Source organism: Pseudomonas sp. MDT1-85 (assembly GCF_054898065.1).
In genome coordinates, this window is the sequence record NZ_CM142715.1 from 781,731 (window position 1) to 808,393 (window position 26,663).

The 26,663-nt window shown below is 58.6% G+C and carries 19 protein-coding genes; 9 read left to right on the forward strand and 10 right to left on the reverse strand.

Going from position 1 to position 26,663, the window contains the following annotated elements:
* Positions 1–16: 16 nt before the first annotated feature.
* The 3 genes from tnpB to ACYZT2_RS03595 all read right to left on the reverse strand — a co-directional run bounded on the left by tnpB (position 17) and on the right by ACYZT2_RS03595 (position 1,546).
* Positions 17–376 (reverse strand): IS66 family insertion sequence element accessory protein TnpB, encoded by a 360-nt coding sequence (gene tnpB / locus ACYZT2_RS03585; RefSeq protein WP_461964917.1) that lies wholly within the window; start codon positions 374–376, stop codon positions 17–19.
* 193 nt (positions 377–569) lie between these two features.
* Positions 570–986: a hypothetical protein gene (locus tag ACYZT2_RS03590; protein WP_461970186.1), complete on the reverse strand. Its 417-nt coding sequence runs from the start codon at positions 984–986 to the stop codon at positions 570–572.
* A complete protein-coding gene (locus tag ACYZT2_RS03595) occupies positions 983–1,546 on the reverse strand; it encodes a type VI secretion system amidase effector protein Tae4 (RefSeq protein WP_461970188.1) in 564 nt (187 codons plus the stop codon). The genes ACYZT2_RS03590 and ACYZT2_RS03595 overlap by 4 nt, the downstream gene beginning before the upstream one ends.
* A 308-nt stretch (positions 1,547–1,854) precedes the next feature.
* Here ACYZT2_RS03595 and ACYZT2_RS03600 point away from each other — a divergent pair, with 308 nt between their 5' ends.
* Positions 1,855–2,691 carry a 23S rRNA (adenine(2030)-N(6))-methyltransferase RlmJ gene (locus tag ACYZT2_RS03600; protein WP_050681744.1) on the forward strand — a complete coding sequence of 279 codons (837 nt, stop codon included), beginning with the start codon at positions 1,855–1,857 and terminating at the stop codon, positions 2,689–2,691.
* Between the two features lie 130 nt (positions 2,692–2,821).
* On the opposite strand, the gene msrA is transcribed toward ACYZT2_RS03600, so the two are convergent.
* The 6 genes from msrA to aceE all read right to left on the reverse strand — a co-directional run bounded on the left by msrA (position 2,822) and on the right by aceE (position 14,934).
* Positions 2,822–3,469, reverse strand: a complete 648-nt coding sequence (gene msrA, locus ACYZT2_RS03605; protein ID WP_038978654.1) for a peptide-methionine (S)-S-oxide reductase MsrA — start codon at positions 3,467–3,469, stop codon at positions 2,822–2,824.
* A 184-nt stretch (positions 3,470–3,653) separates the two neighbouring features.
* The gene (locus tag ACYZT2_RS03610) at positions 3,654–6,347 is read right to left on the reverse strand and encodes a putative bifunctional diguanylate cyclase/phosphodiesterase (protein WP_461970191.1); all 2,694 of its coding nucleotides are present in this window, start codon (positions 6,345–6,347) and stop codon (positions 3,654–3,656) included.
* Positions 6,348–6,584: 237 nt separating this feature from the next.
* A complete protein-coding gene (locus ACYZT2_RS03615; RefSeq protein ID WP_461970193.1) occupies positions 6,585–7,979 on the reverse strand; it encodes an alkaline phosphatase D family protein in 1,395 nt (464 codons plus the stop codon).
* A 402-nt stretch (positions 7,980–8,381) separates the two neighbouring features.
* Positions 8,382–9,803 carry a group II intron reverse transcriptase/maturase gene (gene ltrA, locus ACYZT2_RS03620; RefSeq protein WP_461968955.1) on the reverse strand — a complete coding sequence of 474 codons (1,422 nt, stop codon included), beginning with the start codon at positions 9,801–9,803 and terminating at the stop codon, positions 8,382–8,384.
* A gap of 527 nt (positions 9,804–10,330) precedes the next feature.
* A complete protein-coding gene (aceF, locus tag ACYZT2_RS03625) occupies positions 10,331–12,277 on the reverse strand; it encodes a dihydrolipoyllysine-residue acetyltransferase (RefSeq protein ID WP_461970195.1) in 1,947 nt (648 codons plus the stop codon).
* A gap of 11 nt (positions 12,278–12,288) precedes the next feature.
* Positions 12,289–14,934 (reverse strand): pyruvate dehydrogenase (acetyl-transferring), homodimeric type, encoded by a 2,646-nt coding sequence (aceE, locus tag ACYZT2_RS03630; RefSeq protein WP_461970197.1) that lies wholly within the window; start codon positions 14,932–14,934, stop codon positions 12,289–12,291.
* 383 nt (positions 14,935–15,317) lie between these two features.
* Between aceE and glnE the strand changes: the two genes are divergently transcribed.
* The 8 genes from glnE to ACYZT2_RS03670 all read left to right on the forward strand — a co-directional run bounded on the left by glnE (position 15,318) and on the right by ACYZT2_RS03670 (position 25,511).
* On the forward strand, positions 15,318–18,257 hold the full coding sequence (glnE, locus tag ACYZT2_RS03635) for a bifunctional [glutamate--ammonia ligase]-adenylyl-L-tyrosine phosphorylase/[glutamate--ammonia-ligase] adenylyltransferase (protein ID WP_461970199.1): 2,940 nt from the start codon (positions 15,318–15,320) through the stop codon (positions 18,255–18,257).
* A gap of 295 nt (positions 18,258–18,552) precedes the next feature.
* Entirely contained in the window at positions 18,553–19,587 is a 1,035-nt protein-coding gene (gene waaF, locus ACYZT2_RS03640; RefSeq protein ID WP_461970201.1) for a lipopolysaccharide heptosyltransferase II, read from the forward strand.
* Position 19,588: 1 nt separating this feature from the next.
* Complete coding sequence (rfaC, locus tag ACYZT2_RS03645) at positions 19,589–20,650, forward strand: lipopolysaccharide heptosyltransferase RfaC (protein ID WP_461970203.1); 1,062 nt, start codon at positions 19,589–19,591, stop codon at positions 20,648–20,650.
* Positions 20,650–21,771 (forward strand): glycosyltransferase family 4 protein, encoded by a 1,122-nt coding sequence (locus ACYZT2_RS03650; protein ID WP_461970205.1) that lies wholly within the window; start codon positions 20,650–20,652, stop codon positions 21,769–21,771. The genes rfaC and ACYZT2_RS03650 overlap by 1 nt, the downstream gene beginning before the upstream one ends.
* Positions 21,771–22,577, forward strand: coding sequence for a lipopolysaccharide core heptose(I) kinase RfaP (gene rfaP, locus ACYZT2_RS03655; protein ID WP_461970207.1), 807 nt, complete (start codon positions 21,771–21,773; stop codon positions 22,575–22,577). Before ACYZT2_RS03650 ends, rfaP begins: the two co-directional genes overlap by 1 nt.
* The gene (locus tag ACYZT2_RS03660) at positions 22,577–23,311 is read left to right on the forward strand and encodes a lipopolysaccharide kinase InaA family protein (RefSeq protein WP_461970209.1); all 735 of its coding nucleotides are present in this window, start codon (positions 22,577–22,579) and stop codon (positions 23,309–23,311) included. Before rfaP ends, ACYZT2_RS03660 begins: the two co-directional genes overlap by 1 nt.
* Positions 23,308–24,060, forward strand: a complete 753-nt coding sequence (locus tag ACYZT2_RS03665) for a lipopolysaccharide kinase InaA family protein (RefSeq protein ID WP_461970211.1) — start codon at positions 23,308–23,310, stop codon at positions 24,058–24,060. Before ACYZT2_RS03660 ends, ACYZT2_RS03665 begins: the two co-directional genes overlap by 4 nt.
* Positions 24,060–25,511, forward strand: a complete 1,452-nt coding sequence (locus tag ACYZT2_RS03670; RefSeq protein WP_461970213.1) for a lipopolysaccharide kinase InaA family protein — start codon at positions 24,060–24,062, stop codon at positions 25,509–25,511. The genes ACYZT2_RS03665 and ACYZT2_RS03670 overlap by 1 nt, the downstream gene beginning before the upstream one ends.
* A gap of 96 nt (positions 25,512–25,607) precedes the next feature.
* Here ACYZT2_RS03670 and ACYZT2_RS03675 read toward each other — a convergent pair whose 3' ends face one another.
* Positions 25,608–26,420, reverse strand: coding sequence for a hypothetical protein (locus ACYZT2_RS03675; protein WP_461970215.1), 813 nt, complete (start codon positions 26,418–26,420; stop codon positions 25,608–25,610).
* Between the last annotated feature and the right edge of the window lie 243 nt (positions 26,421–26,663).

A 26,663-nucleotide genomic window follows, 5' to 3' on the forward strand; every position in this document is an offset into this window, starting at 1 on the left:
CCCGGATTATACCCAATCAAGCAACAAATCGCGGCGTCAAAACCTGATGCGGACGGTTGCGCCAAAGGTCAAAACCGTCAAGCAGCCAGTTCAGTTCCTGGACGCTCAATACGATGGCTTCGTCAGTAACGTCGGGCGAGGTTTTGAAACGCTCGGACTCCAGGCGCTTAAGCCAAAGGCAAAAGCCATTGCGCTCCCAGTAAAGGATTTTCACTCGGTTCCGGGGGCGATTCAGAAAAACAAAAAGTACCGGGTCGAATACCGCCACCTTGATATCCAGTTCGACCAGGGCAGCGAGGCCATCGATGGATTTTCGGAAATCCACGGACTTGGGGTAGAGGTAGACTTTTTCGACTTTGGCGTCGGGTCGCATCATGGCGGACGGCTCCAGAAAAATTCGGGAGCACAGCATCCGCGATCATATGGTGGCTTTGAATGTGGGGTTCATGGCGCGCTTACGATCTGCTGGATGTGATTGGGCGGCGGTTGCGGGCGCAACCGTAACCTCGGCAAGACTATGATCCTTCCCATATGACTGTAGGAAGGATCATGCCTTTTCGTTTTAGCGTTTATTTCGGTAAATATTGATCCTGAGATTTTATGAATGTGTCCAGCTCATCGGAGTTGTAAATCTCAAGGCAAGCGTAAAAAACCATTTTTTTATCTGAGTGTTTGCTGATTGATGAAGATTTTTTGTAGGCATCAAGCATTAATTTTTCGGTTTCCCTGTATGGATCGTGTGTGACTTCCAGGGTGTCTTCATTTTGTATGATTAGATGCTCGCCTTTCCCCATTGCTGAATAGGCTCCGATGGCGAGGCCTAAATCAGATTTTATTTCTGATTTATCTTTGAGTTGGCTGGATATGCAGTTGGCTAATCCATAGTTTTTCAATGTTTCCCTAGCTTTGTCGATATACGATTCCGCAGATATTGCTCGGCCCGAAGTGAGTAGAAGTAAAAGCAGAATTACTCGTAAGCGTGTCATTCCTTCAATTTCCAGAAATTTATCTTGTTCAATTTTACATTTGGATTGTCATAAGTATGACTGTCTTGCCGATGGTAGTCGCTGTCGTCACCGGTCACGCTCCCATCCCAAAGGGTTGCATGCCCTGTTGCATCGCTCCATCCGGTGATTTCCATAATGATGACGCCTTTCTTGCCATTTATATAACTCAAATTGCTTTGAGTTATTGTGTGGTCAGGTTCGCCCCACTTATGTTTTAGGAAGGCAAGAAAATCTACCACTTTCATGATATAGGGGAGATTGTCTGCTCCGGCAAGCCGATAGATAGGGGTGTTTGGTATGACTGTGCCTTTGGGTATTTTGTATCCGCCGTAGTTAAATGCCCTGCTTATTCTTAAAGCGCAAGCATTTGCATAGGCGTCAGGCTTGTCTGCCCTTGCCGCTTCGACGGGACCTCCGACAAGGCCATAAACATCTATGGATGACTTATGTCCTACTTCTGCGTATGCGTTCCATAAATTGCTAAAACGGGGTCTTTTAATAGAGATGCTGAATGAGGCGTCGTCAGAATTGATAGCCATTATGCTTCACCTTCCATGTTGATAGCTTCGCTTCCAAATGCGTTCGGAATGATAGCCACGCCTTTGGCTCCAACTGCTCTTGAATAGTAGCTGTTTTATGAGGCGTCCAGCTCACAGCAGGGCAAGTCCCCTTGTCACAGAAGCAAGATCAAAAAAGATCGCAGCCTTCGGCAGCTCCTACAGGGGGGTTGTGATCGTTCTTGTGCTTCTGCGTTGGGATGATTGCCGCGCAGACTGCCCGCTCAGCCACCAACCCCTGACGTTCTGCGCCGTACAAGGTAAACTTCCCGGCCTTCGCAGGAGCAATCATGAATTATCGTCACGCCTTCCATGCCGGCAATCACGCCGATGTGTTCAAACACCTGACTTTGACCCGCCTCATCGCCCTGATGTCGCGCAAGGAGCAGCCGTTTGCCTATCTCGACACTCACGCCGGTATTGGTCTGTATGACCTGCAGGGCGATCAGGCCAGTCGTACCGGTGAGTACCTGGAAGGGATCGCGCGGTTGTGGGATCAGCCGGATTTGCCGGCGCTGACCGCCGATTACATGAAGGTGCTGCACGACATGAACCCGGATGGCCAGTTGCGCTATTACCCGGGGTCGCCGGAGTTGGCGCGGCGGCTGACGCGGCCGCAGGATCGGCTGATGCTCAACGAGAAGCACCCCGAAGATGGCTTGCTGCTCAAGGACAACATGGCCGGTGATCGTCGGGTGAAGGTTCACTTGGGCGAAGGCTGGCATGTGCCGCGGGCGATGTTGCCGGTGCAGGAGAAGCGGGCGGTGATGTTGATTGATCCGCCGTTCGAGCAGCTCGATGAGATGCAGCGCTGTGCGGCGTCGTTGAAAGAGGCGATTGGCCGGATGCGTCAGACGGTGGCGGCGATCTGGTACCCGGTGAAGGACCAGCGCATGTTGCGTCGTTTTTATCAGGATCTGGCCGGCACGGGCGCGCCGAAGTTGTTGCGGGTTGAATTGTTGGTGCATCCGCTGGATACGCCCAATAGTCTGAATGGTTCGGGGTTGGCGATTGCCAATCCGCCGTGGGGCCTGGAAGAGGAATTGCGTGAGTTGTTGCCGTGGTTGTCCAAGAAGTTGGGGCAGACCCAGGGTGGTTGGCAGATGGATTGGTTGATTGCCGAATAGGGTAATCGACAAGCAAGATCAAAAGATCGCAGCCTCGTTTCACTCGACAGCTCCTACAAGGGAATGCGTAACCCCGTAGGAGCTGTCGAGTGAAACGAGGCTGCGATCTTTTGCTTTTAGGGCCCGAAAATCAGATCGGGCAAGTCACGCCTGTACCGCCAATCCCGCAATACCCTTCAGGGTTTTTCGCCAGGTATTGCTGGTGATAGGCCTCGGCGAAGTAGAACGTCGGGGCTTCTTCGATTTCGGTGGTGATGGTGCCTTTGCCAGCCTTGGTCAACTCGGCCTGGAATACTTGTTCGCTGTGCTTGGCCGCAGCCAGTTGAGTCGGGTTGGTGGCGTAGATCACCGAGCGGTACTGGGTGCCGATGTCATTACCCTGGCGCATGCCCTGGGTCGGGTTGTGCAGTTCCCAGAACATCTTCAGCAGCGCTTCGTAGCTGACTTTTGCCGGCTCGTAGACCACCAGTACCACTTCGCTGTGGCCGGTCAGGCCCGAGCAGACTTCTTCATACGTCGGGTTCGGCGTAAAGCCGCCGGCGTAACCCACCGCCGTACTGACCACGCCTTCGCGCTGCCAGAACTTGCGCTCCGCGCCCCAGAAGCAGCCCAGGCCGAAGATTGCGAAATCCACGTCGGTGACGAACGGGCCCAGCAGCGGGGCGTCGTGGACGAAGTGTTTTTCCGGCACGGTCATTGGGGTTTCGCGGCCAGGCAGAGCTTGTTCTTTAGTCGGGAGCACGTTTTTGTTCACCAGGATTTCCGAGCGCAGAACCATGATCAGTCCTCTCAGTCAGGTTGAAGTATAAATAGTCAGACTGCCAGTTTGCCCAATACCGACCTGTTACGCACTACCCCTGTGGGAGCGAGCCTGCTCGCGATAGCGGTGTGTCAGTCAGAATCCACGTCACTGATAGACCGCTATCGCGAGCAGGCTCGCTCCCACAGGGATTGCGGAGTGCTCAGACGATTGGGCCGCGCGGGTAGCGTTTGAGCTTTTCGATCAGCTCGGCACCCGGGATCGGTCGGTCGAACAGGTAGCCCTGGCCGACGTCGCAGCGGTGGCGCCGCAAGAACGCAAGCTGCTCAGCCGTCTCGATGCCTTCAGCCACGACCTTGAGTTTCAGGTTGTGGGCCATGGCGATCACCGCGGAGGTGATTTCCATGTCGTCCTGGTTGTCCGGGATTTCGTGGATGAAGCTTCTATCGATCTTGATAATGTCGATCGGGAATTTTTTCAAGTAGCTGAGCGACGAGTAACCGGTGCCGAAGTCGTCCATCGCCAGGGTCAAGCCCAGGCGCTTGAGCTGGTCGAGTTGCAAGTGCGTGTCTTCGGTGGCTTCCAGCAGCAGGCCTTCGGTGAGCTCCAGTTCCAGCAAATTGGCCGGCAGCTCTTCTTCCTTGAGGATGTTGGCGATGGACGCTACCAGGTCCGGGTCGGAGAACTGTTTGGGCGACAGGTTGATCGCCACCTGCAGATTACCGAGACCGGCGGCGGTCAGTTCTTTGCTCATGCGGCAGGCCTGGCGGGCGATCCATTTGCCGATCGGGATGATCAGCCCGGTCTCTTCGGCGACGCTGATGAACTGGTCCGGGCGGATCATGCCTTTTTCCGGATGGTTCCAGCGCAGCAACGCTTCCATGCCCAGCAAACGACCGCTGCGCAGGCACAGCTTGGGCTGGTAGAACACGTCCAGCTCGTTTTGGGTCAGGGCGCGGCGCAGGTTGTTTTCGACGAACAGTTTGTAGCTGGCCTCGGCATTCAGCGCTTCGGTGAACACCTGCACCTGGTGTTTGCCGTTGGCCTTGGCCTTGTGCAGCGCCAATCCGGCGTTACGCATCAATGTCTGTGGATCACGACCGTGGAGCGGCGCGCAGGCCAGGCCCACGGAGCCGGTGACGCTGATCAACTGGTTGTCGACGAACATCGGTTTGTCGAGGGTTGCCAACAATTGGTTGGCGACCCGCTGGCCAGTCGAGAGGTCAGTGTCGTCCAGTAGCACCGCGAATTCGTTACTGGCGAAGCGCGCCAGGCTGCCGCTCGGGCTCAGGCTGTTGCGCAAGCGTCGCGCCAGGCTGATCAGCAGTTTGTCGCCGGTCTGGTGGCCGAGGCTGTCGTTGATGCGTTTGAAGTTGTCGATGTCCACCAGCAGCAGGCTGATCGGCGTATCGCTGTCTCGGGCAAAGCGTTCGTCGAGGTTGCGGATGAACGCCGGACGGTTACCGAGATTGGTCAGGTTATCGGTGTAGGCCAGGCGCTCGATGCGCTGCTGGGCGAGCTTGGTCTGGGTGATGTCTTCGTAGATGCCGATGTAGTGCGTCAGCTCACGGTTGTCGCCATAGACCTTGGAAATCGACAGCTGACCCCAGTAGGGTTCGAGGTTTTTGCGCCGGCTCTTGAACTCGCCCTGCCAACTATTGCTCTTGGCCAGCGCCGACGGAGCGTCGAACAGCAGTTCGCTGAGGTTTTCCAGCGCCGGCAGTTCCGACAGCCGCTGGCCGTGGACTTCCTCGGTGGTGTACTGGGTGATCGCGGTAAAACTTGGGTTGACGTATTCCACTACGCCATCGCAATTGACCAGCAGAAAGGCGTTGGCGCTTTGCTCCACCGCCCGCTGGAACAGGTGCAGGGCGCTGGTGGCGGTGCGGCGGTTGTGGTTGTTGATGACCTGCGCGAACTGATCCGCCAGCTCGCCGGCAAAGGCGATTTCGTCCGACTGCCAGGCGCGGGTTGCACCGATCTGTTCCAGGCAGAGCACGCCGACCACTTGGCCATCGACGCGGATGCTGGCGTCGAGCATGGCGTTGACATCGCGCGGGCGCAGGCTCTCGGCTATTTCCCGGGTGCGCGGGTCGCGCATGGCGTTGTGGGCATCGATAGCGCGCCCGGTGTGCAAGGCGTCCAGGTAATCGGGAAAACCGCTGACGTCGATCGGCTCCGGCAGTCGGTGAGCCCGGGTGACGCGGTGATAGGCCGAGATCGGCGTCAGTAACGAGCCGTCGAGGTTCCACAGACTGGCGCAGTCGATTTCATAGATATCGACTGCGCTGCGGGTGATCAGCTCGGCGGCTTCTTGCAAGGAATTGTTGGTGCTGTAGCGCTGGCGGGTCAGCAGCAGAATCAGATCTTGCTGGGCGCGTACCCGGTCCAGGTGCTGCAGTTGTTCTTGTTGGGCGCGCTGATTGAGTTCCAGGGCTATTTGCAGGCGTGAGTTCTGGGTTTCCAGATCCAGCGCGGGCAGCAGCGGTTCGCTGTCGAACAGACCGTCCACCACCATGAGGTAGCCGCGCAGCAGGTGTCGATTGTGTTGTTTGTAAGCTTCGCCCAGTTCCAGCAGGCTCAGTACCCCTGCCGCGGTGTGCAAGGTGTAGCGGATCAGGTAATGCGGGCTATTGGTGAGTTGCTGCTGGATCGTGTCATGCAGTTGATAGCGCGCTTCCGGCTCCATCAGGCTGGCGTAGGGCGAACCGACCAGAGCACAGAGCTCCACTGCCGGCAGGCCAAACTGTCGTTCGCAATTGGGGTCGAGAAACAGCAGCGCCCAGCTTGGTTCATTCAGCCGTTCGAAACGCAGCATGCCGAGCCGCGAGGGCACAGGCAACTGCGTCACTACCTCGGCCACCATACGGCTGGCGGCATCGGGTTGGCTCTTCATATGGAGGGAAACTCGCTTCGAATAGGCTGATCGCGCCGGGCTCTCGCCCTCTTTTCTGTTGTCTGCGGCAAGGTTGCATCATTGCGACACCGACTGACAAGAGACATGAAGGCCAAGTGCTATAAGAATATGTCGGCAGGCGTGAAGAATTCTTCAGCGAGGGGCGAGAAATCGTGTGGTTGGCCAAAAAGATCGCAGCCTTCGGCAGCTCCTACAGGGCTGCGATCTCTTCCGGAATCAACGCAATTTTATGGTTATCGACTGCAGTTGCTTGCCATCCCGATCGTGATAATTGACGCGAACCTGTTCAGCATCGACGATCAAATGCGCGAAATTATCCTGGCTGATCACCTCACTGGTCAGCTCATGCCGATAATCTCCCGCGGCCGTTCGGGCCAGCGCTTGGTCGAGGATAAAGGTCGACGCCTTGGCATACGGCAACAGTTTGCTGTTGCACAGGGGTGAAGACACGATGGTGTGAACTTCGAAATCCGGATTTTCGCTGTGGGTCAGGCGGCTGGTCAGCGAACCGTGAACATCGCCGGAAATGAACAAGACGTTCTTGATGCCGTGCGTACGAATCGTTTCCAGCAGTCGTAGTCGTTGTTCCGGGAAGGCTTTCCAGGCGTCATCGCCGTTAAGTTTGCGGTCGGGGTAGAACATGACGCTGGTGACCACGAATTTGACCCGAGCCGTGCTGTTGATTAGCCATTTGAGCAGCGCCTGTTCCTGCTCTTCATCCAGAATACGTCGGTCGCTGCCCGACAGATTGCGTCGGGTTCGGCTGTCAGTGATAAACCATTCGATATCGCCATTGGTGAATTGATACCAATACTGTTCCAATTGCCTGCTGACTTGTCCGTTGGCGAGCAGCTCATGGGCGGGGCTGTGACTGGCTTGATATAACTCATATGCCGCCATCGCGTTTTTGTATAGGTGTGTATCGTCCTTGCTTTCATTGGCGGGCCAGTTGTCTTCAATTTCATGGTCGTCGAGGATCATGTAAGTCGGCACGCCGGACATTAACTTCGAGATATGAGGTTGCGAAAAAGCCGTGCGGTATTTACTGAGGATGTCCTTGTATTCCCGGTCGGGGGCCACGAGGTTCAGGTCATCGACGTAGATTTGATCTCCCGTCATCAGCATGGCGCTGACAGGCGGCTCGGCGCGTTCCGCCAGGCTGGTGATCGAGGCAAAGATCCGATCACCCAAATGTGGGGCCGACGCAATGCCGGCGGTCATTCGCAGGTAACGACATGAGCCAACGATATAGGCCCGTGGCAGGGTGGTTTTGCTGGACTGCGTGCGAAAACGATAGATCTCCCGAGGCCATTGCAGAGGCAATTCCTGGATCGTCTCCACGGTATGCACCGGGCTCATGGGGCTGAACCAGCCTGCCTGGTATTCATAGGCGGTATCGGTGGCGAGATCGTTGAGGGCAATCACATCGGACATGTCGCGCAAGATGGTCAGTTTTGTAAATGCGCCTTTGGACCAGTGTTCTTCACCGGCGCGTCGATAACGGATGCCTGCAAATACCAGGGCGTTGTTCTGTGAATTACCGCGCAAGAAGATACGGGTGTGATTAGTTGTAGTGTGGCCAATAATCGGGCCGACAGTCGGTTTGAACATGTTCGAATCCATTCGAAGTAATGCTAACTAAGCAGATTAAGTTGTCGAAGTTTCTATTGGAAATTCTCCGAACTAAGACTAGTTATTGGCTCGCAAAAAATATCGGGCGGAAGTGGACTCGAGTTGTAGGCGGCGTAAGCCCGGAATGTAGGAATAAAACGCGATGGTGGCCCAGTTGTAGCAGTTGTCGAGCCTGTGAGGCTGCGTTCGGCTGCGCAGCAGTCGTCAAGCCAGCACTTGAGTTGCATCAGGTAAACCGTGTCAGCCGGATTCACGCCTGCTACGCAGCCGAACGCAGCCTCGGGGATTTAGGCGAGGGCTTTCTTCATGGATCGAGTAGGAGGCGGATTTACATCCGCCGTCCTCTCACACCACCGTACATACGGTTCCGTATACGGCGGTTCAGGTTACACGGCTAAGCCGATCTATCGTATCCAGTATCGAGATCAGCCCGAGTCGGTCCCACAGCTTCTTCGGCAGCGCCTGATTCATATGAGGCGCTCCCGAGTTCCACCATGGGCCTCGGCCATTGACTGCCGATTTACACGCCCGCGCCTCATTAAGTCCCAAGCGTATCAAGTTGCGCGCCCTCGTAGAGGGCCGCTTCCATTGACGCCAGACGACACAGCGAAGCTTGCGACGCACCCAGCCGTCCAGTTCCTCAAGTGGCCGTTTGCTTTGGCTCAGTTTGAAGTAGCCCGCCCAACCACGCAGCACGGGGTTTATCCGCTCGATGATATTCGCCATCTTGTGGCCCCGCGCTTTACGTAGCAGCTCTCTGAGTCGGTCGCGCAAGCGACCTAGACTCATCGTCGCCACTCTCAGCTTCGGTTGCTGATGCCAGCTCATCCCGTAACCCAAGTAATCACACTTCCAAGACCTCGCAACTCGGCTCTTGTCCCGGCTCAGCGTCAGTTTCAGGCGCTGATTCAGGAAGCGCTCAACACTCCTCATCACTCGTTCGCCAGCACGAGGGCTGCGCACATAGATGTTCGCATCGTCGGCATAACGCACAAAACGATGCCCCCGTCGTTCCAGCTCGCGGTCGAGTTCGTTGAGCAGGATGTTCGACAGCAACGGCGAGAGCGGGCCGCCTTGCGGCGTCCCTTCCTGCCGTCGGCTGGCGATACCGCCTGACATCGTTCCCGCTTCGAGGTAACGATGGATCAGCTTGAGCACCCGCTTGTCTTCGATTTGGCGCGCCAGATAAGCCATCAGGATGTCGTGATTAACCCGATCAAAGAACTTCTCAAGATCGAGTTCCACGCACCAGCGATGCCCTGCCGCCACATGGGCGCGGGCTTTCTCGATGGCTTGGTGGGCGCTTCTGCCCGGTCGGAAGCCGTAGCTATAGTCCGAGAATAGCGGGTCGAAGATCGGCGTGAGCTGTTGCAGCAATGCCTGTTGGATCAGGCGATCCACAACGCTGGGAATACCCAGCTGCCGGGTGCCGCCTTTGGGTTTGGGGATGTCGACGGCGCGTACACCTTGCGGGTGGTACTCGCCGGCCAGCAACCTCTTCTGGAGGGTCGGCCAATACTGTTTCACATAGTCCGCCAACTGGTCGACCGTCATGCCATCGGCACCCGGCGCGCCCTTGTTGCTGACTACGCGATGATACGCACGTCTGAGGTTGGCGGGTGCAAGCACCCGCGCCATCAGCGTGTCCGGCTCCGCGTTCGTCCACGTCACAGACGCCGTCGATACCTTTGCGCTATCAGCCGTCATCCTCGGATTCTGTCCGGGACTCGGAGTAACAGTCTTCTCTGGGAGAAATTTCTGCATTTCGGTATTCAACGAGACTCTGACGCCTACTGGCGGCATAACCTGTTCGGCCCTTGGTGGCAGGGTTATTTGCCACTTACTACGGCCTCGGCTGACTTCTGCACGCTCATCCCGTCGCCTCTCGACGCGCGGTAGCACAGTGGCAAACGTGCAGATCTCCCAGGGTAATTCGCGCGACCTTCCTGCTTATGCCTGTCGGATCTACGTCACAGCGTTCCGTGCAAGTACTGGGCTTTGAAGATTTTGGCCTTCTTACCCCGCTGCGCCGCCTCTATCCGCTTCCTGTTCGTCAGGCCAGCATTTTGCCTCGGGCTTCCTTCAGATTCGCAGTCACCCGCGACACCCTTGCCTCTGGCTAACACTTCCCCTTGCCGGGTGTGTAGAGGACTTTCACCTCCAAGTCACCAGCGTGGCCACCACAGCCCAGCTGGTTGCGCTTGCGCGCAACGCGCCATGCCTGGCGCACCAAAAAAAGCCCCGCCAAATTGGCGGGGTTGAGGTACGAGCGTGGCGCTCGGAAAACGTGGAACGCGACGGGCCCTCCGGTGAAGGAGGGCCGGTCGGTGTTACAGCAGGATGGTGCGGATGTCCGCCAGCAGATCGCTCAGACGCTTGGTGAAGCGTGCAGCAGCGGCGCCGTTGATCACACGGTGATCGTAGGACAGCGACAGTGGCAGCATCAGTTTCGGCTGGAAGGCTTTGCCGTCCCAGACTGGCTGGATGGTTGCCTTGGAAACACCGAGGATCGCCACTTCCGGCGCGTTGACGATTGGCGTGAAGCCGGTGCCGCCAATGTGGCCGAGGCTGGAAATGGTGAAGCAGGCGCCTTGCATGTCGTCAGCGGTGAGCTTTTTGTCGCGGGCTTTGGCGGCCAGCACAGCGGCTTCGGCTGCCAGTTGCAACAGGCTCTTCTGATCGACGTTCTTGATGACCGGTACCAGCAGGCCTTCAGGGGTGTCGACGGCGAAGCCGATGTTCACGTACTTCTTGCGAATGATCGCCTTGCCGCCAGGTGCCAGCGAACTGTTGAAGTCCGGCAGTTCCTTGAGCAGGTGCGCGCAGGATTTGAGCAGCAGCGGCAGGATGGTCAGCTTGACGCCAGCCTTCTCTGCAACGGCTTTCTGAGCGATACGGAACGCTTCCAGGTCGGTGATATCAGCCGAATCGAACTGAGTCACGTGCGGAATGTTCAGCCAGCTGCGATGCAGGCTCGACGCACCGATTTGCATCAGACGGGTCATCGGCACTTCTTCGGTTTCACCGAATCGGCTGAAGTCCACGACCGGAATCGGCGGGATGCCCGCGCCGCCGGTTGCGCCAGCAGCAGCGGCCGGTGCTTCCTTGGCCTTCTGCATCATGGCTTTGACGTAGACCTGCACGTCTTCTTTCAGGATGCGACCGTGCGGACCACTGGCGCCGACGGCGTTCAGCTCGACGCCGAACTCGCGAGCCAGTTGGCGTACAGCCGGACCAGCGTGAACTTTGGCGCCCGGTTTAGCCGGTGCAGCAGCCGGTGCGGCCGGTGCCGGGGCCGCAGGCGGTGCGGCGGCTGGAGCAGGAGCGCTAGGTGCAGTCGCCGCTGGAGCCGGAGCCGCAGCAGGTGCCGCGCCTTTGACTTTCAGCTTCAGGATCAGGTCGCCGGTACCGACTTCGTCATCCAGTTTGATGGAAACGCTTTCCACCACGCCAGCGGCGGGCGATGGAATTTCCATGCTCGCCTTGTCGGATTCCAGAGTGATCAGCGACTGGTCGGCGACGACGGTGTCGCCAGCCTTGACCAGCACTTCGATGATTTTGGCCTTGCCCGCCGAACCGATGTCCGGGACGTGAATGTCCTGAACCGTATCGGCAACTGGAGCCGCCGGAGCCGCAGCGGCTGGCGCTGGAGCGGAGGCAGCAGGCGCAGCAGCCTGGGCTGGCGCGACCGCGGCCGGTGCAGCAGCACCCGCCACTTCCAGATCCAGAATCAGGTCGCCAGTGCCGACTTCGTCGTTGAGCTTGACGCTGATGGCCTTGACCACGCCAGCGGAAGGCGATGGAATTTCCATGCTCGCCTTGTCGGATTCCAGAGTGATCAGCGACTGATCAGCCTCGACGGTGTCGCCGACCTTGACCTGGATCTCGATGATCTGGGCCTTGCCCGACGAACCGATGTCCGGCACGTGCACTTGCTGAACGCTGGCAGCAGCCGGCGCACCAGCTGGAGCAGTGGCGGCAGCTGGTTTGGCTTCAGCCTTGGCAGCCGGCGCAGCGGCAGCCGCAGGGGCAGCAGCAGCGGCACCTTCGACTTCCAGTTCCAGCAATTCGTCGCCTTCTTTCAGGCGATCGCCCAGCTTCACTTTCAGACTTTTGATGATACCGGCCTTCGGCGCGGGCACTTCCATGCTCGCCTTGTCCGACTCAAGCGTCAGGATGCTCTGGTCGGCTTCGATACGGTCGCCGACCTTCACAAACAATTCAATTACTTCACCTTCACCGCTGCCGATGTCAGGTACGCGAATGAGTTCGCTCACAGAGTGTCTCCTCAGCAGTCCAGTGGGTTGCGTTTTTCCGGGTTGATACCGAACTTGGCGATGGCTTCTGCCACAACCTTAGGTTCGATATCGCCACGGTCAGCCAAGGCTTCCAGGGCTGCCAACACCACGAAATGACGGTCGACTTCGAAGAAGTGACGCAGCTTCTTGCGGCTGTCACTGCGGCCGAAACCATCGGTGCCCAGGACTTTGAATTCCTTGGACGGGACCCACTGACGAATTTGCTCAGCGAACAGCTTCATGTAGTCGGTAGAAGCGATGACCGGACCTTTACGGCCGTTCAGGCACTCTTCGACGTAGCTCAGTTCAGGCTTCTGGCCCGGGTGCAGACGGTTGCTGCGCTCGACGGCCAGGCCATCGCGACGCAGTTCGTTGAAGCTGGTAACGCTCCACACGTCAGCGCCGACGTTGAACTCTTCACGCAGGATCTTCGCCGCTTCACGGACTTCACGCAGGATGGTGCCGGAGCCCATCAGCTGAACGTGGTGCGCCGCTTCGCGGGTGTCTTCCTCGAGCAGGTACATGCCCTTGATGATGCCTTCCTCTACACCGGCCGGCATGGCGGGTTGCTGGTAGGACTCGTTCATCACGGTGATGTAGTAGAAAACGTCCTGCTGCTCTTCGGTCATCTTCTTCATGCCGTCCTGGATGATCACCGCCAGCTCGTAGCCGTAGGTTGGATCAAAGGTGCGGCAGTTCGGGATGGTGGCAGCCAGGATGTGGCTGTGACCGTCTTCGTGTTGCAGGCCTTCGCCGTTCAGCGTGGTTCTGCCTGCGGTACCGCCGATCAGGAAGCCACGGGTGCGGCTGTCGCCAGCGGCCCAGGCGAGGTCGCCGATACGCTGGAAGCCGAACATCGAGTAGAAGATGTAGAACGGCAGCATTGGCTGGTTGTGGCTGGAGTACGAAGTACCGGCAGCGATGAAGGAGCTCATGGCGCCCGCTTCGTTGATGCCTTCTTCGAGGATCTGGCCCTTCTTGTCTTCTTTGTAGAACATCACCTGGTCTTTATCGACTGGCTCGTAGAGCTGGCCAACGGACGAGTAGATACCCAACTGACGGAACATGCCTTCCATACCGAAGGTACGGGCTTCGTCCGGGATGATCGGGACGATGCGCGAACCGATTTCCTTGTCCTTGACCAGTTGCGCGAGGATCCGCACGAAGGCCATGGTGGTGGAAATTTCACGGTCGCCCGAGCCGTCCAGGATTGCCTTGAGGGTATCCAGCGGTGGCGTCGGGATGTCGAAGCTTTTGGCACGGCGCTGTGGCACGAAACCGCCCAGTGCAGTGCGGCGCTCGCTCAGGTAACGGGCTTCAGCGCTGTTGGGTTCCGGTTTGAAGAACGGCAGGTTTTCCAGCTCTTCGTCTTTGACCGGAATGTCGAAGCGATCGCGGAACAACTTCAGGCTGTCGACATCGACTTTCTTGGTGTTGTGCGCAGTGTTTTTCGCTTCGCCGGCACCGGTGCCATAACCTTTGATGGTCTTGGCCAGGATGACGGTCGGTTGTTCTTTGTGGTTGACCGCTTCGTGGTACGCCGCGTAGACCTTGTACGGGTCGTGGCCGCCACGGTTGAGTTTCCAGATCTCATCGTCGGACAGATCAGCAACCATCGCCTTGAGTTCTGGCGAGTTGAAGAAGTGTTCACGCACGAACGCGCCGTCTTTGGCTTTGTAGTTCTGGTACTCGCCGTCGATGACTTCGTCCATGCGACGTTGCAGGATACCGTCGACGTCTTTGGCCAGCAGTGGGTCCCAGAAACGGCCCCAGATGACTTTGGTCACGTTCCACTGAGCACCGCGGAACACGCCTTCGAGCTCCTGGATGATCTTGCCGTTGCCGCGAACCGGGCCATCAAGGCGCTGCAGGTTGCAGTTGATGACGAAGATCAGATTGTCGAGCTTCTCGCGGCCAGCCAGCGAGATGGCACCCAGGGATTCCGGCTCGTCACACTCGCCGTCGCCCAGGAAACACCAGACTTTTTGCTTGCCTTCCGGGATGAAACCACGGGCTTCCAGGTACTTCATGAAGCGTGCCTGGTAGATCGCCTGGATCGGGCCCAGACCCATGGATACAGTCGGGAACTGCCAGAAATCAGGCATCAGCCATGGGTGCGGGTAGGACGACAGGCCCTGACCGTCCACTTCCTGGCGGAAGTTGTTCATCTGGTCTTCGGTGATGCGGCCTTCCATGAATGCGCGGGCGTAAACGCCTGGCGAAGTGTGGCCCTGGAAGTAGATCAGGTCGCCGCCGTGTTCGTCGGTCGGGGCCTGGAAGAAATAGTTGAAGCCGATGTCATACAGGGTCGCACTGGAAGCGAAGCTGGAGATGTGACCACCCAGGTCAGAATCTTTCAGGTTCGTACGCATTACCATGGCCATCGCGTTCCAGCGCACCAACGAGCGAATGCGGCGTTCCATGAACAGGTCGCCAGGCATGCGTGCTTCGTGGGTAACGGGGATCGTGTTGCGGTAAGGCGTGGTGATGGCGTAAGGGAGCTGCGAGCCGCTACGGGTCGCGAGTTCGCCCATACGGGTCATCAGATAGTGAGCACGGTCTTCGCCTTCTTTGTCGAGAACCGATTCCAGGGCGTCCAGCCATTCCTGGGTTTCGACGGGATCGAGGTCTTGCATGGCTTGCTCCAGGGCGGAAAGGCTTCCAGAATCGGTTGCCTGAGTTTGCGACTGGCCTTGTGGGCAGACGATATAAATTCTTGGATTGCCGAGAGGTTGTTCCGGCGGCGTGTAGTTTTACTACAAATCATCGGGCATTTCAGCCTTTCGAATGTATAGACGAGTAGTAAAACTACAGAAGATCGGCTTGTGGCCTCCGGCTGCGTTGTGAGAATAATCGTTAAGGTTGGTCTTTTGCCAACCAGAAAAGGTGAAGGCTTGATGATCGCTGCCAAAAATAAACAAATTTCAGCTATTTCTAACCTTTGTTCGACAGTCGGTCAGGTAGCGCATTTTCACGAATCACTACATGCAGCCCTTCACACGCCGATCAAGGATAGACCATGAGCCTCCCTTCGCTTGCCGAACTGCCCGGCGTACTCCTGCCCTTTGTCACCCGTGCCGAGCAGTCGTTCCGTACGGCCGTCGCGGCGCTGGCCGATGATCATGGCCTGTCTGCCTGGACGCCTGAGCGCTGGGCGCAATTTGCCCGCGTCACCGCGGCCAGCGACTTTGTCATTGAACAGAGTGTGCGTGACCCTTTGATGTTGCTTGCGCTGGTGCAGTCCGGCGAACTGGACCGCGTCTTTGCGCCGGGCGAGTTGTGCGCACAGATTGCGACGGCAGTGAGCACCGCCGAAACCGATGACCAACTTGGCCGCGCCCTGCGTCGCCAGCGCGCCCGTCAGCAGGTGCGGATTATCTGGCGAGACCTGACTCGCCAGGCCGATCTGATCCAAAGCTGTCGCGACCTCTCGGACATGGCCGATGCCAGCATCGATCAGGCCTATCAGTGGTTGTATCAGCGCCATTGCCAGCAGTTCGGCACGCCCACCGGGCGACGTAGCGGCGAACCGCAGCAGATGGTCATCCTCGGCATGGGCAAGCTCGGCGCCGTGGAGCTGAATCTGTCGTCGGACATTGACCTGATCTTCGCCTACCCCGAGGGCGGTGAAACCGTCGGCGTGAAGCGGTCGCTGGATAACCAGGAATTTTTCATTCGCCTCGGCCAGCGGCTGATCAAGGCGCTGGACCCGATGACCGTCGACGGTTTCGTGTTCCGCGTCGACATGCGCTTGCGGCCGTATGGTTCGTCCGGCGCGCTGGTGCTGAGCTTCAATGCACTGGAGCAGTATTACCAGGATCAGGGCCGCGACTGGGAGCGCTACGCGATGATCAAGTCGCGCGTGGTGGCCGGCGATCAAGTGGCGGGCGCGCAACTGCAAGAGATGCTGCGCCCGTTCGTTTACCGGCGTTACCTGGACTTCTCGGCCATCGAGGCGCTGCGCACCATGAAGCAGCTGATTCAGCAGGAAGTCCGGCGCAAGGGCATGGCCGACAACATCAAGCTCGGCTCCGGTGGCATTCGTGAAGTCGAATTTATCGCTCAGGCCTTTCAACTGATTCACGGTGGCCGCGACCTGAGCCTGCAGCAGCGTCCTCTATTAAAAGTACTGAGCACCCTCGAAGGTCAGGGTTACCTGCCTGCGGCGGTGGTCAGCGAGTTGCGCGAAGCCTACGAATTTCTGCGCTACACCGAACACGCGATCCAGGCCATCGCCGACCGCCAAACCCAGATGCTGCCGGATGGCGAACAAGATCAGGCGCGCATTGCCTTTATGCTCGGGTTTGCCAACTGGACGGCATTCCACGAACAGCTGATGTACTGGCGTGGCCGGGTGGCCTGGCACTTTGCTCAGGTGATCGCCGATCCCGATGAAGAGGACGGCGCCGAGAGTGAAGTGGTGGTCGGCGGGGAATGGCTGCCGCTGTGGGAAGAGGCCCAGGACGAGGAGGCCGCCTGTCGTCAGCTGGAAGAGGGTGGTTTCGCCGATGCCTCCAAAGCGCTGAAAGCCTTGGCCAGCTTGCGTGGCAGTCCGCAATTGCGCGCCATGCAGCGCCTGGGGCGTGAACGCCTCGATGCTTTTATTCCGCGCTTGCTGGCTCAGGCTGTGGAGCACGCCAATCCCGATCTGGTGCTGGAGCGGGTGCTGCCGCTGGTGGAAGCTGTGGCGCGTCGTTCCGCCTATCTGGTGTTGTTGACCGAGAACCCCGGGGCCCTGCGCCGCTTGCTGACGCTGTGCGCCGCGAGCCCGTGGATTGCCGAACAAATCACGCGCTTCCCGCTGCTGCTGGATGAATTGCTCAACGAAGGCCGGTTGTTCAAGCCACCACTGGCGCCGGAATTGGCCGCCGAATTGCGTGAGCGTTTGACGCGAATTCCCGAAGATGACCTCGAACAACAAATGGAAGCCCTGCGGCATTTCAAGCTGGCGCACCGCTTGCGCGTCGCCGCCTCGGAAATCGCCGGCAGCCTGCCCTTGATGAAGGTCAGTGATTACCTGACCTGGCTTGCCGAAGCGATCCTCGAACAAGTGCTGGCCCTGGCCTGGCGCCAGACCGTAGCCAAGTACGGCACGCCGCTGCGCACCGACGGCAGCTTGTGCGACCCTGGTTTCATCATTGTCGGTTACGGGAAAGTCGGCGGTCTGGAACTGGGGCACAGTTCGGACCTGGATCTGGTGTTCATCCACGACGGCGATCCGCAGGCGGAAACCGACGGGCCGAAGCCTATCGACGGCGCACAGTTTTTTACCCGGCTCGGGCAGCGCATCATTCATTTGCTGACGGCGCAGACCAACTCCGGCCAGTTGTATGAAGTGGACATGCGCCTGCGGCCGTCCGGTGCATCCGGTTTGCTGGTGAGTTCCCTGGGGGCCTTTGCCCGGTATCAGGAAAACGAAGCCTGGACCTGGGAACATCAGGCGCTGGTGCGGGCGCGGGTGCTGGTGGGCAGTCAGGATGTCGGTCAGGCATTCGAGAAGGTTCGCGCGGCGGTATTGGCCAAGCCGCGGGACCTGCCGACCTTGCGCCAGGAGGTCAGCGAGATGCGCGCCAAGATGCGCGACAATCTCGGCAGCAAGAGCACGGGGGCGGGCACGGCGGCAAATGCCTTCGAGGCCACGGCGCCGTTCGATCTCAAGCAGGATGCCGGAGGTATCGTCGATATTGAATTTATGGTGCAATACGCGGCTCTGGCATGGTCTGAGGCGCATCCGTCGTTACTGCGCTATACCGACAATATCCGCATTCTGGAAGGGTTGGAGGAGGTCGGGCTGATGCCCGCCGAAGATGCCAGCCTGTTGCGTGAAGCCTATAAGGCCTACCGCTCCGCCGCTCACCGGGAGGCCTTGCAGAAGGACGCCGGCGTAATACCGGGCGACCAGTTCGTGGATGAACGACAGCAGGTAATGCGGATCTGGCGCGAGCTGGGGTTAAGCTGAGACGGATATTTGTAGCACCTGATACCCCTGTGGGAGCGAGCCTGCTCGCGATGAGGCCGTCACATTCAACATTTATGCTGACTGTCAGGCCGCCATCGCGAGCAGGCTCGCTCCCACACTGGGTCTGCGGTGTCAGGTAGATTGAAGGCGCTAAGCTGTATTGCATGGATGTGCACAAAATTGATCCGACGAGCCCCAATCGGCTCGTCCAAATGACCTGAGGGTTCACCCCCGCAGGTGCTGGATTCTCGAGGCGGGGAGGCGTATGCCTCCCCTGCTCGTTTTTGGAAACCACATGAAAATTCTGATCGTTGGGCCCAGTTGGGTCGGTGACATGGTGATGGCGCAGACACTTTTTCAGTGTCTCAAACAGCGCCACCCGCAGTGCGAAATCGACGTGCTGGCCCCCGAGTGGAGCCGGCCGATTCTCGAGCGCATGCCCGAAGTGCGCCAGGCCTTGAGCTTTCCACTGGGCCACGGCGTGCTGGAGCTGGCGACGCGTCGGCGCATCGGTAAATCCCTGGCCGGTCAGTACGACCAGGCCATCCTGCTGCCCAACTCCCTGAAGTCGGCGTTGGTGCCATTTTTCGCCGGTATCCCGAAACGCACCGGCTGGCGTGGCGAATTCCGCTACGGCCTGCTCAATGACGTGCGCACGCTCGACAAAGAACGTTACCCGCTGATGATCGAGCGCTTCATGGCTCTGGCCTTTGAGCCCGGCGTCGAGCTGCCGAAGCCGTATCCACGGCCGAACCTGCAGATCGACCCGGTGACCCGCGACGGCGCACTGGCCAAGTTCGGTCTGGCCCTCGACCGTCCGGTGTTGGCGCTGTGCCCCGGCGCCGAGTTCGGCGAATCCAAGCGCTGGCCGTCCGAGCACTACGCCAAGGTCGCCGAAGCGAAGATCCGTGAAGGCTGGCAGGTCTGGCTGTTCGGCTCGAAAAACGATCACGCGGTGGGCGAAGACATTCGTGCACGGCTGATTCCCGGTCTGCGTGAAGAGTCGGTGAACCTCAGTGGCGACACGTCTCTGGCCGAGGCCATCGATCTGCTGTCCTGCGCCGATGCGGTGGTCTCCAATGACTCCGGCCTGATGCACGTGGCCGCCGCGCTGAACCGCCCGTTGGTGGCAGTGTACGGCTCGACTTCGCCGGGTTTCACACCACCACTGGCCGAGCACGTCGAAATCGTGCGCCTGGGCATCGAATGCAGTCCATGCTTCGATCGCACCTGCCGTTTCGGTCATTACAATTGCTTGCGCCAGCTCATGCCGAAAGCGGTGAACGAAGCCTTGCAGCGGTTGCTGGGCACTGTGGTCGAGGTCAAATAGTTTGCGGGTACTGTTGATCAAGACTTCTTCGCTGGGCGACGTGATTCACGCGTTGCCAGCGTTGACCGACGCGGCGCGGGCGATTCCCGGCATCACGTTCGACTGGGTGGTGGAAGAAGGCTTCGCCGAGATTCCGACCTGGCACCCGGCCGTGGACAAGGTGATCCCGGTGGCGATCCGTCGCTGGCGCAAGAACATCTGGCAGACCATCAAAAGTGGTGAGTGGAAGCGCTTCAAACAAAGCATTCGCGCGACCAAATATGACTTGGTGATCGATGCCCAGGGCCTGCTGAAAAGCGCGTTGCTGACTCGCTACGCCAAAGCCCCGGTGGCCGGGTTGGACAAGAACTCGGCCCGCGAACCGATCGCCGCGCGTTTCTACTCCCGACGTCTGGCCGTGGCCCGTGGGCAGCACGCGGTAGAGAGAGTGCGTCAGCTGTTCGCAGTGGCATTGGGTTACGACCTGCCCAAAGGCCTGGGCGACTATGGCTTGAACGTCGAGCGACTGGTGGAGTTGCCACGCAAGAATCCGTACGTGGTGTTTCTCCATGGCACCACCTGGGACACCAAGCACTGGCCCGAAGCCTATTGGCGCGAGTTGGCCGAGCGGGTGGGTTACCTCGGCGTGGCGGTGAAGCTGCCGTGGGGTAATCCGATCGAAAAGGCCCGCGCCGAGCGCATCGCCCAAGACATGCGACACGTCGAAGTGCTGCCCAAACTGAACCTGGCGGGTGTCGGCAAAGTCCTGGCCGGAGCGCAAGCCTGCGTAGCGGTGGACACCGGTCTCGGTCACCTCGCTGCGGCGCTGGACGTACCGACCCTGTCGCTGTTCGGTCCGACCAACCCGGGCCTGACCGGCGCGTACGGCAAGTCGCAGATTCACATCGCCAGCGACTTCCCCTGCGCGCCATGCCTGCAAAAGAAATGCACCTATCAACCGACGGCCGACGATGCCCGTCGGTTCGACCTGAAACGCGAGTGGCCCCTGTGCTTCACGCGTCTGAATCCCGAGCGTGTGGCCAGCCGACTGAGCACGTTGTTACTGGCTGAGGAGCTGCGCTGATGCAATTGGCATTTGTCCTGTACAAATATTTTCCGTTTGGTGGCTTGCAGCGCGATTTCATGCGCATCGCCCTCGAATGCCAGCAGCGCGGCCATCAGATTCGCGTCTACACGCTGATCTGGGAAGGCGATGTTCCGCCGGGTTTCGAAGTGCTGGTAGCGCCGGTCAAGGCGTTCTTCAATCATCGGCGCAACGAGAAACTCACCGAATGGATGGAGGCCGATCTGGCCAAGCGTCCGGTGGACCGCCTGATCGGTTTTAACAAGATGCCCGGCCTGGACGTTTACTACGCCGCCGACGGCTGCTTCGAAGACAAGGCGCAAAACCTGCGCAACTCGCTGTACCGTCGTTGGGGTCGCTATCGGCACTTCGCCGAGTACGAGCGCGCGGTGTTCGCCAAGGATGCCAAAACCGAAGTGCTGATGATTTCCGAAGTGCAGCAGCCGCTGTTCATCAAGCATTACGACACGCCGCTTGCGCGCTTCCATTTGCTGCCGCCGGGTATCTCTGCGGATCGTCGCGCGCCGGCCAATGCCGCCGAGATCCGTGCCGGGTTTCGTCGCGAATTCAACCTGAAAGATGATGAGCTGCTGCTGGTACAGATCGGCTCCGGGTTCAAGACCAAAGGCGTGGATCGCAGCCTCAAGGCGCTGGCCGCCTTGCCCGCCGAGCTGAAAAAACGTACCCGGCTGTTTGTAATTGGCCAGGACGACCCCAAAGTATTCCAGTTGCAGAGCGCCACATTGGGGCTCGGTGACAACGTGCAGTTCCTCAAGGGCCGCAGCGATATCCCGCGTTTCCTGCTCGGTGCCGATCTGTTGATCCACCCGGCGTACAACGAAAACACCGGGACGGTGCTGCTTGAAGCCGTGGTAGCCGGCTTGCCGGTGCTGGTGAGCGCGGTGTGCGGCTATGCCCATTACATCGCCGAGGCCGATGCGGGGCTGGTGCTGAACGAACCCTTCGATCAGGCGCAACTGACGCAGTACCTGACCGGTATGTTGAACGACGCAAATGCACGTGCGGCCTGGAGCCGCAACGGTCTGGCTTTCGCCGAGACGGCCGACCTCTATAGCATGCCGCAGCACGCGGCCGATGTGATTCTGGCGGAGCACGCTTAATGAAGTTGATGCTGGCTGAACCGTTCAAGAGCCTCTGGGCCGGACGCGACCCGTTCGCCGAAGTCGAGGGCCTCAAGGGCGAGGTGTACCGCGAGCTTGAAGCGCGCCGGACACTGCGTACTGAAGTGGACGGTCACGGGTTCTTCGTGAAAATCCACCGGGGCATCGGCTGGGGTGAGATCTTCAAAAACTTGCTGACCGCCAAGCTGCCAGTGCTTGGCGCGGGCCAGGAGTGGAAGGCCATTGCGCGCCTGCAAGAAGTCGGTGTGCCGACCATGACCGCTGTGGCTTACGGCGAAAAGGGCAGCAACCCGGCGGACCAGCATTCGTTCATCGTCACGCAAGAGCTGGCGCCCACCGTCAGCCTCGAAGATTTCAGCATCGACTGGATCAAGCAGCCGCCCGAGCCAAAACTCAAGCGCGCCTTGATCGCCGAAGTCGCGCGCATGACCGGCATGATGCACCGCGCCGGGGTCAACCATCGCGACTGCTACATCTGCCACTTCCTGCTGCACACCGACAAACCGGTAACAGCCGACGATTTCAAGTTGTCGGTGATCGATCTGCACCGTGCTCAGACCCGTCCGACGATTACCCAGCGCTGGCGCAACAAGGACTTGGCGGCGCTGTATTTTTCGGCGCTGGATATTGGCCTGACCCGTCGCGACAAACTGCGTTTCCTCAAGGGGTACTTCCAGCAGCCGCTGCGCCAGATTCTGGCTGAAGAAGCGGGACTGCTGGCATGGCTCGAAGGCAAGGCCAACAAGCTCTACGAGCGTAAACAGCGATACGGGGATGCGCTCTGATGTCGGGTTGGACACTGGAACCTGCTTACAACGATCTGGCAGAAGACTTTGGCAGTCTTGACGCGGTGTTCGCGCTCAAGGGCGAGCGACTGACCCGCGATCCACTGTCCGAGGTCATTCGCGTCCAGCGCAATGGCGTCAACTATTACGTCAAGCGCTACGTCGGCGCCGGCAAAGGCCTGCGCCGTTACCTGGGCAAGCCGCGGGTGAAAGCTGAGTGGCAAAACCTCAAGCGTTTCGCCAAATGGGGCATTCCCACCGCCGAAGTAGTGGCCTGGGGACTGGAGCGGCGCGGTGTGGCATACGACCGTGGGGCGATGATCACACGCGAGCTGCCCCATACCGAAGATTTGTCGGCCCTGGCTGATCGGCATGATCCGAAGCTGGCGGACCGCGCCTGGGTCGACAACATCAGTCGACAGCTGGCGGGCTATACCCGGACGATGCACGACCACCGGTTTACCCATAATGATTTGAAGTGGCGCAATCTCCTGATCGACGATGAGGCGCGGCTGTTTCTGATCGACTGCCCCAACGGTGATTTCTGGAGCGGCTTCTGGCTCAAGTACCGGATCACCAAGGACCTGGCTTGTCTGGACAAAGTTGCCAAATATCACCTGTCGGCCACCCAGCGCCTGCGCTTCTACCTGCAATACCGCCAATGCACCCGGCTCGATGCCGCCGACAAGAAACGGATTCGGCACGTGGTGAGATTTTTCGAGGGACGCGAATGACTGATTTTCTGGCTGCTGAAGACCGTGCGCTGCTTGAGCGTCATGGCCTCGGCAACTTCGATGCACTCTGGGCCAAACAACTCGAGGCGGTGGATGAACCCAACATCGTCGGTGATGGCTGGAGCAGCGTGTTTCGGCTGGAGCTGGAGGGTCATGGCTACTACCTCAAGCGCCAGAGCAACTACCTGATGCATACATGGCATTCGCCCTTTGGCGAGCCAAGTTTTGCCCGTGAGTTTCGCAACATCAGTCGTTATCGGAAACTGGGTGTTCCGGCGCTGCAGGCGGCGTTCTTCGGTGAGCGCAAGGTCGGCGGCGAAGTCCGGGCGATTCTGCTGACCCGCGCGCTGGACGGTTGGGATGATCTGGATTCACTGTTGCAGCGTTGGTCCGACCTGAGCGCGGCGCAGCACTCGGCGATTCTGAAAGCCTGTGGGCAACTGGCGCGACGTCTGCACGAGGTGCGTCAACTGCACGGTTGCTTCTATCCCAAGCATATTTTTCTTCAGGCCACCGGTGACGGTTATCAGGCTCAGTTGATCGACCTGGAAAAAACCCGCCCGCTGTTGTTCGGCCAGCGTGATCGGGTCAAGGACCTGGAGCCGTTGCTGCGTCGGGCGCCGGAATGGAGCGAAAGCCAGCTGCGCGAATTGTTGGCGGTTTATCTGGCTCAACCATTGAACAGTTCGCTGGTGGACAGTTGGGTATCGCGCCTGAGTGCGCGACGCAGTCACAAGGAGACGCGTTGATGCGTTTGTCCGAGCTGAAAAACGCGGGCCGCAGCCCAAGCCTGCCGCTGAGCATTCCACTGGCCGATGCCGCGGGGCCTGCAGAGTTGCAATTGCTGAGCCTGCTGCGGGTATTGCCGGGTCAGCGTTATGTGGGCGCCGGCGTCTGGCGCGGCCGGCCGGTGCTGGCCAAATTGCTGGTCGGCGGTAAAGCGGCACGGCACTTTAAGCGTGAACTGGACGGCGTGCGTTTGCTCGCCGCTCAGGGGCTGACCACACCGTTGTTATTGGCTGATGGCCTGAAGGACGGCGAGGGCGGCTGGTTGTTGTTCGATTTTCTTGAAGGTGCCGAGAGCCTGGGAGACGCCTGGAAACAGGTCGAACACTTGCCCGTATTGGCGGATGAACAATCCGCGGTGCTGGCCGAGGCGTTGGGCGCGATCGGTCATCTGCACAGCAAGGGCCTGTGGCAAGAAGACTTGCACCTGGACAACCTGTTGCGCCATGGCGGTCAGTTGTATTTGATCGATGGCGCCGGGATCTGTGCCGAGACGGCTGGCAAGCCACTGTCGCAGCAGAAAGTCCTGGAAAACCTCGGGGTGTTTTTCGCCCAATTGCCTAAATCGCTGGAACCCTTCACCGAAGAATTGCTGGTGTATTACCTGCTGGGGAACGGCGAGCATGCCTTGCCCATGGAAGCGTTGCAGAAGCAGATCGACAAGGTCCGTCGCTGGCGTTTGAAGGATTTCCTGATCAAGGTCGGCCGCGAATGCACGTTGTTCAGCGTCCAGCGCGGAGCGTTCGGCTTGCGGGCGATTCGCCGTGAGGAAGAGGCGGCGATGTTGCCGGTGCTGGAGCAGGCCGATGCCTTGCTCGATCAAGGCCATCTGTACAAGACCGGCGGCGCGGCGAGCGTCGGCAAGGTCGAGGTGGCGGGTCGTACATTGGTGGTCAAGCGCTACAACATCAAAGGCTTTGCCCATTGGCTCAAACGTTTCTGGCGCCCGAGCCGCGCCTGGCACTCATGGCGTGAAGGCAATCGCCTGGCATTCCTGGGGATCGCCACGCCCAAGCCGTTGGCGTTATTGGAGAAGCGTTTTTTCTGGCTGCGCAGCCGGGCGTATCTGGTGACCGAGTATTTGCCTGGGCCGGACATCATCGAGCGGTTTGCACCTTATGTTGAAAGCGGTGAGGCACCGGAAGCCGAGTTGCAGGCGCTGGATCATTTGTTTGCCGAGCTGATTGGCGAACGCATCAGCCATGGCGATTTCAAGGGGCATAACCTGTTCTGGCAGCAGGATCGCTGGGCGCTGATTGATCTGGATTCGATGTGTCAGCATGGTTCGGTGAGTAGCTTTGCCCCCGCGTATGCGCGAGATCGGGCTCGATTCATGCGCAATTGGCCGGAAAACAGCGCTCTCTATCAAGTCATTGATCAGCGTTTGCCCAAGACAATTGATCAGGTGTCGTGACCCCGTAAGTCGGGCGTTGTCCGGTCAACATATAAATGCAGAAGCCCGCTGAGTGCGGGCTTCGGCTTTTCTGGCACAGCAATAAAGCGTCTGATATCACTTCAAAACGAGCTCGGTAATTCCCGTACTCCATATCAATCGTTCATCCATTTCTGCACCGAGCCAGATGGACCATTGAAAAAACGCCGAATAGCCGGGGTAATCCAAATAGTTATCAGGAGTAAGGGTGAAAATGTAGTCTTTATCAGGGTTGCTGAGGCGCACCGTCTTGGAAAACCAGACTACCCGCTCATTTGTATCTGGGTTGAGCACCCCCCAGATGATTTGTAGGGCATTGTATTCGCGGTAATTGGTGATAGGCGGGATGGTTATTTTTAACCCGTCGGGATAGTCAGAAACGTTGAGCTCCCCGTTGACCACGCCTTGGATAATGGCAGGTTGGTAGATAAGCTTCGGCGCGACCGCGATTTTTAGTGTCGGTGAAATTTCTACCTTGTCGTTCAGGGCAATTTGATAGGTGACGTTCACTGTTTTGTCGCTGAATCTCTTGGTTTCTTGCTCGGGTATGGGGACAAACTCCACGTTGCCCGGTTCTGAGATGGGGATCAGTTCGGAGGTGTATTCGGTGGGGTCTTCAATGGCACGCCAGGTAATCTGGATGCTGGCGCCTGCATCTGATTTACGGGTGCTGATCGGCATGATGATTGGGCTATCGGCGGCCTCTTCCGGAATGACCACCCCCCACTTTTCCGATCCCCAAAACAAACGAATCTCGCCCGTAAAGAATGCCCTGTAACCCAGAATCGGAGTGTTCAGTTGGGTCGACGGGGTGCCCCTGACTCTAGGTAGGAACAGTTCCTGGGTGGCGGAAAAGCCATCTTTTTTTTTGCTATAAAACATCGATTTCATACGAAGCTCCAATTTATAGTACTTGTGAGGTGCTTCATTTGAATTGAACGGAGGTTTTTTTACACCTGTCAGAAATGATAGTTATTTAGATCGGTTGCGAATAAAAGGCATGGTCTTAATGTATGCGGTGCGGTTTGTCGGCAGGAGTATGGTCTCGTGAAGTTGTGTGAGTGCCCTACGCAATCTTAGGAGGCCCTGAAGTGTGATCTGAATTGCCACGATCTAGTTTTCCTGACGTGCTCG

Excerpts from the sequence above, each read along its gene's own strand:
- ACYZT2_RS03590 (WP_461970186.1), bottom strand. The coding sequence starts at position 986 with ATGACACGCTTACGAGTAATTCTGCTTTTACTTCTACTCACTTCGGGC.
- ACYZT2_RS03600 (WP_050681744.1), top strand. The coding sequence starts at position 1,855 with ATGAATTATCGTCACGCCTTCCATGCCGGCAATCACGCCGATGTGTTC.
- rfaP (WP_461970207.1), top strand. The coding sequence starts at position 21,771 with ATGAAGTTGATGCTGGCTGAACCGTTCAAGAGCCTCTGGGCCGGACGC.
- aceE (WP_461970197.1), bottom strand. The coding sequence starts at position 14,934 with ATGCAAGACCTCGATCCCGTCGAAACCCAGGAATGGCTGGACGCCCTG.
- msrA (WP_038978654.1), bottom strand. The coding sequence starts at position 3,469 with ATGGTTCTGCGCTCGGAAATCCTGGTGAACAAAAACGTGCTCCCGACT.
- ACYZT2_RS03610 (WP_461970191.1), bottom strand. The coding sequence starts at position 6,347 with ATGAAGAGCCAACCCGATGCCGCCAGCCGTATGGTGGCCGAGGTAGTG.
- ACYZT2_RS03615 (WP_461970193.1), bottom strand. The coding sequence starts at position 7,979 with ATGTTCAAACCGACTGTCGGCCCGATTATTGGCCACACTACAACTAAT.
- ACYZT2_RS03665 (WP_461970211.1), top strand. The coding sequence starts at position 23,308 with ATGACTGATTTTCTGGCTGCTGAAGACCGTGCGCTGCTTGAGCGTCAT.
- waaF (WP_461970201.1), top strand. The coding sequence starts at position 18,553 with ATGAAAATTCTGATCGTTGGGCCCAGTTGGGTCGGTGACATGGTGATG.
- ACYZT2_RS03595 (WP_461970188.1), bottom strand. The coding sequence starts at position 1,546 with ATGGCTATCAATTCTGACGACGCCTCATTCAGCATCTCTATTAAAAGA.
- ACYZT2_RS03660 (WP_461970209.1), top strand. The coding sequence starts at position 22,577 with ATGTCGGGTTGGACACTGGAACCTGCTTACAACGATCTGGCAGAAGAC.
- ACYZT2_RS03675 (WP_461970215.1), bottom strand. The coding sequence starts at position 26,420 with ATGAAATCGATGTTTTATAGCAAAAAAAAAGATGGCTTTTCCGCCACC.
- ACYZT2_RS03650 (WP_461970205.1), top strand. The coding sequence starts at position 20,650 with ATGCAATTGGCATTTGTCCTGTACAAATATTTTCCGTTTGGTGGCTTG.
- glnE (WP_461970199.1), top strand. The coding sequence starts at position 15,318 with ATGAGCCTCCCTTCGCTTGCCGAACTGCCCGGCGTACTCCTGCCCTTT.
- ltrA (WP_461968955.1), bottom strand. The coding sequence starts at position 9,803 with ATGCCGCCAGTAGGCGTCAGAGTCTCGTTGAATACCGAAATGCAGAAA.
- ACYZT2_RS03670 (WP_461970213.1), top strand. The coding sequence starts at position 24,060 with ATGCGTTTGTCCGAGCTGAAAAACGCGGGCCGCAGCCCAAGCCTGCCG.
- tnpB (WP_461964917.1), bottom strand. The coding sequence starts at position 376 with ATGATGCGACCCGACGCCAAAGTCGAAAAAGTCTACCTCTACCCCAAG.